At 64.2% G+C, this 1,486-nt stretch carries 1 protein-coding gene; it reads right to left on the bottom strand.

The window, feature by feature from the left end; genetic code table 11:
• Window positions 1–423 precede the first annotated feature (423 nt).
• Window positions 424–1,486, bottom strand: a 1,063-nt coding sequence (locus EOC93_RS33440; RefSeq protein ID WP_127206749.1) for a lytic murein transglycosylase, incomplete at its 5' end; no start/stop codon positions are given.

Here is a 1,486-nt window from a genome sequence, read left to right on the forward strand (position 1 = left end):
GAGCGTTACGGCATGCGACGCCTGCGCTTCTTCAACCTCGCCACCAACCGCACGCAGTGCATACTGGCCGCCTGCGCTTACAATCTGCGCACCATGATTGGCGTCCTCTATCCACCCGATGAGAGGCGGACATGAGGGAGGAGTGCGTCCACAATCCGGCAGGATGGCTGCCTAAACCGACAAAGGCCCCGCAAGGGCCGCGGAAAACCGCTCTGCCGGCCTTCAAAAAGGCCCTCACTGACCACCGAAATCCACTTCGCTCCCCGTGCAAAGCCCTCCTTGTGGGAGAAGGTGGCCGAGCGCAGCTCGGTCGGATGAGGGGTGCTGGACGGATCGCGGCGCTGGCGTTTCTTCCAACACCCCTCATCCGTCTCGGCGCTGCGCGCCGATCCACCTTCTCCCACAGGGGAGAAGGAAGAGGAGCTACAGCTTCCCCAAAAGCTCCGGTGTCGGCCAGCCGTCGACCGGTAAGCCTAGCCGCTTCTGCTCCTTGCGGATCGCCTCGCGGGTGTTGGTGCCCAGGATGCCGTCGACCGTGCCCACGTCATAGCCTTTGGCCTCGAGCTTCGTCTGCAAGGCCCTCATCTGGTCGCCGTTGAGGCCGGGTTCGGGATTGCGCGGATCGAATTGCGGCGCGCCCGCCAGCCGCGTGGCGAGATTTGCCGCGGTCAGCGCATAGGTGAAGGATTGGTTCCATTCGAGATAGACGTCGAAATTGTCGTAGACGAGGAAGGCCGGTCCCTTGCGACCCATGGGCAGCGCGAGACCTGCCTTTAGGCCGTTGTCGACAAGCGGCGTGCCATTCGGGTTGGTGACACCCCACTGAGCCCACTGCGTCAGCGGCAGCTTGTTGGTGCGGCCGGTCTGGTCCCATGGCATGTCGTCTGGCACGCGGACTTCCTCGATCCAGGGCTGGTCGCGTTTCCAGCCGCGCGACATGATCTTGTTGGCCGTGGTCATGATCACGTCCGGCGCGCTGCTGCGCAGGTCGACCAGACCGTCGCCGTCGCCATCGACGCCGCGGCCGAGATAGTCGGACGGCAGCATCTGCGTCTGGCCGATTTCGCCCGCCCAAGCGCCGGTGACATCGGCCGGCACGACGCCGCGATCGATGAGGGTCAGCAGCGGCGTGATCTGCGGCCGGAAGAGTTGCGGGCGGCGGCAGTCATGCGAGAGCGTGACCAGTGCGTTCAGCGTGTGGAAATCGCCCTGCACAGCGCCGAAATCGGTTTCTAGCGCCCAGAAAGCGGCGATGATCGGTGGCTGGACGCCAAATTCCCGGTCGGCGCGGGCAAAAACATCCGCGTATTTCTTCAGATTGGCCGCGCCCTGCTTCAGCCTATGGGACGAGATCATACGGTTCGAGAACTCAACGAAGGTCTGGGTAAAGACGCCTTGGGAGCGGTCGCGTGCTAGCACCTTTTCATCGGCGGTGGCGTTTTCCAGCGCCTCAAGGCCGGCAGTGCCGACGCCGGCGCTCTTGGCC

This window comes from Mesorhizobium sp. M6A.T.Ce.TU.002.03.1.1 (assembly GCF_003997275.1).
GTDB lineage: Bacteria > Pseudomonadota > Alphaproteobacteria > Rhizobiales > Rhizobiaceae > Mesorhizobium > Mesorhizobium mediterraneum.